This is a genomic window from Serratia sp. Nf2, assembly GCF_003028435.1.
GTDB lineage: Bacteria > Pseudomonadota > Gammaproteobacteria > Enterobacterales > Enterobacteriaceae > Serratia > Serratia marcescens_L.
The window spans coordinates 1-3165 of the sequence record NZ_PYTW01000024.1 but is presented as its reverse complement, the minus strand read 5'-3'; the positions used below and the strand labels follow the sequence as shown (position 1 = coordinate 3165).

Sequence of the window (3165 nt, the reverse complement as noted above, 5' to 3'; positions counted from 1 at the left end):
TGACGTAGGGGTTGCTCTCGGCTTTGCGGTCACCGTAGGTGATGATGGTGACCGCCAGGCCGTCTTCTTTAATTCGCTGTGACCAGTCACAATGAATGACGATCACCCCGACCGAACCGACACCACCGGTGCGCGGTACATGAATGCGATCTGCCGCGCTGGCGATGGCATACGCGGCGGAATACGCATTTTCGGTAAGGATGGCGTGGATCGGTTTTGAGCCGCGGGCGTGATAAATTTCATCCACCAGATCGAAACAGCCGGCTACCTCACCGCCGGGAGAATCGATATCGAGGCTGATGCCGCTCACTTCGGGGTCACTGACCGCCGTCAGGAACGACTGCCTGATCCCGTCGTAGCCCGTCATACCGCTGTAGGGCCGCAGACTGCCCAACTTCTGAACCAATGTCCCCTGCACGGGGATCACCGCTATACCGCCAACCACGTCATAGCCGGCGTCCTGTTTACGTGCCTTTCGGGTAAAACTTTCATCATCCCCCAGCCAGTCAGATGCCAGCGTGTTGATGCGGGTTATCCCGAACCGGTCCATCATCGCGGCCATGACCACTTCGGCCTTTTGCGGGTGCAGCGCCAGCGGTGTGTTAAATAGTCGCTGCGCCAGGTGCGGTAAATTCACTCTGCCTCCGGATCTTTAATTGTTTCAGGTGCCAGGATTTCAGCCTGTGCCCAGCTCGGAACCGGGAGCCCCCGCTCTTTGAAGGCGGCAATCTCGCGCGCACGCTGATCCAGCATTTCTTCCCAGTCCTCGCCGGCGTTTTCTGCCGATTCCATTTCAAGCGTTGAAAGCCCGGCATCCATACCCAGAATGGCGCCTTTCTTCTCCGCCACCGGGTCCACCCAGCCACGACCTGGCCCCATCCAGCGAGCACGGCAATACGCCGCCCTGGCGTCCAGAAAGTGCGGCGCACCGTTGGGCAGCGGTAAGTCTTCCGTATCGTGGATTTCTTCAATAAAAGCGGACAGGATCGGCTGGGCGAACCCCACAGAAAAATCATCGCGCCGGCGGGTCAGTGTCTTCCACGCCTCCAGCATCGCAGAGCGTGCCGAGCTGTAGTTAACATCTGACCAATCTTGCGTGACCTGCTGTGTTGACAGGCCCGTTGCCGCAGCGATATTGCGCAGCGCTGCGCTTTCAAAAACTTCAAAATTGCTGTGAGGACGGGCAGCATTAACTGCCTTTACATCCTCACCAGGGTACAATATCGGCATTCTCGCGCCATTTTGCAGCGATATACGGCGATCATTGTGAAAATCAACGCGCCCTTCTTGATAAGCACCGATCTGAGTATCGTCAAAGGTTTCCCCCATCGCCGCCTCAACCATCTGCGGATCATAGGGAGAGGTAATGTAGGCTCCAAATACGGCGTTCAGGATCGCTGCCTCAAGCTCCGACTGGTCATACTTGATGAGCATTTTCAGCCGCTGAACAACCGGCGTTAAAATCCCATTCCCCCGGTGTTGTGCGCCCCGCTCATGGTCATAATCATGGACCACATGCGGACGCCCCCAGCTTGTTTCCCGCGGGATGCGCCGCCACGTCATCGTCTTGGCGCCACTCCACCAATCGCCGATATGTGCTTCGCGGATGTGATACGCGATTGGCGCGCCATCACCGTCAATTTCAACACCACCGCGAACATTCGGCATATCGAAATTTTGCTGCGGGTTACTCAACCGGTCCGGATCGACGATTTGCACCGTTGTGGCATAGCGGCCGCGCCCACGCCCCAGCCTGTCGGGCCGGTATTGCAGCACCGCCAACGCATCACCATCGAGCAGCTTGTGCCGAAAACCCAGGCGCAGCATTTGAGACACCGTTTGTTTGCGTTCAACATCGCAATAACGTCCCGGATCATTGGCCCATGACCGCCAATGAGCCTCAACCACCTTTCCGTATTCATCTGCCCAGGTGGCGTCGAAGGCTGTATTGCCGGTCATCAATGCCAACATGCGATAGTCAGGCTTGAGGATGGGGCGAAAGTTGGCGCCGACGGCATTATCCAGCACGCGGGTAATGCTGCCGCTGGCCCAACCATCATTGCGCGCAAGATCTCGCACACGGGAAACAATGCGATCACGGTAGATATTGATCTCATTGTCGGGTGACCATAACGCAGGCTGCCAGTTGGCCAACTGATCGCTAAACGAATCCGCCGCATCGTAAGGCACACGGCTGCCGCCCACCAGCATGGATGCCTTTGACCGCATCGGCGGTAGCGGCTGCCCATTCGGGCCTAAAATTTTGATGTCATTCATCAGAATCTAAACCTCATTGGCCGACGTGGGCGGGGAACAATACCCAACTGCGCCTGCAGCAACTGGATCAGTGCCATCAGGTCCGCCATTGAGGCTTGTTGATATGAGACAGAGCGCGTGCCATCACCTTGCGTGTACGAGAACGACACACCGCGCGCGCCGGCTGCGAGGTCAATATAGGCCTGTTGCGCCTTTGCCAATGCGTCCTGCAATTGCGCAGGCGTCATCGCACCGGCCAACAGGCTGGTGTTACGGTTGAACATAGGGATCCTTATGATGGCAAAAGTTGTGACAGGCGCTTGCGCTTCGGTTTTTCCGGCTCTTCAATGATGACGCCAGGCAGTCGAAGGTTTTGTTTTTCCTCCGGCTGCGGCGGCGCCGGCAACAGGCGATCGGGATTGACCGCGATGTTGTCCGCCAGCAGATTCAGCTTTAAACCGAGATAAAACAGGCCGCACAGGGCTGCATAGCTGTACACCCTGCAGTCCAGCGCTTCGTTTGCCCTGCCTGGAAGCTGCTCCCAAACTCGGTAACGCTGGCCGCCGGACACCTTCAACACCGAACGTTCTGCAAGCAACTGGCTGAAGTAGTTCAGGTCACGGTCTGCCGGAAAATGCATGTAACTGGCTGCTGGCTCACCCGGTGCAGGCGGATCGATATGCAGTCGCCCGCGGATGGTATCCTTGGCCGCATTCACCCCAATGATGATTGGTTTAAAACTGGCCTTTGACTTGGACGTTGGCTTTTTCGTGGGCCAAACTGGCGAACGTTTACCACCGCGCGCCGATTCGCCCTTGATCGCCCAAATTCGGCGGCCAAGGCGCTCTTTGGCAAACTCGTAAACTTTCTGGGTGTGGTGGCCACCGGAGTCCATGCAGGCCGCCATGA

General features: G+C 57.4%; 4 protein-coding genes. All 4 read right to left on the bottom strand.

Annotated elements, in window-relative coordinates; genetic code table 11:
* Positions 1 to 637, bottom strand: a 637-nt coding sequence (locus C9411_RS25115) for a S49 family peptidase (RefSeq protein WP_107228149.1), incomplete at its 3' end; no start/stop codon positions are given.
* Positions 634 to 2277 (bottom strand): phage portal protein, encoded by a 1644-nt coding sequence (locus C9411_RS25110; RefSeq protein WP_107228148.1) that lies wholly within the window; start codon positions 2275 to 2277, stop codon positions 634 to 636. The genes C9411_RS25115 and C9411_RS25110, both read right to left, overlap by 4 nt.
* On the bottom strand, positions 2277 to 2540 hold the full coding sequence (gene gpW / locus C9411_RS25105; RefSeq protein ID WP_060420187.1) for a gpW family head-tail joining protein: 264 nt from the start codon (positions 2538 to 2540) through the stop codon (positions 2277 to 2279). The genes C9411_RS25110 and gpW overlap by 1 nt, the downstream gene beginning before the upstream one ends.
* 8 nt (positions 2541 to 2548) lie before the next feature.
* Positions 2549 to 3165, bottom strand: a 617-nt coding sequence (locus C9411_RS25100; RefSeq protein ID WP_199200155.1) for a terminase gpA endonuclease subunit, incomplete at its 5' end; no start/stop codon positions are given.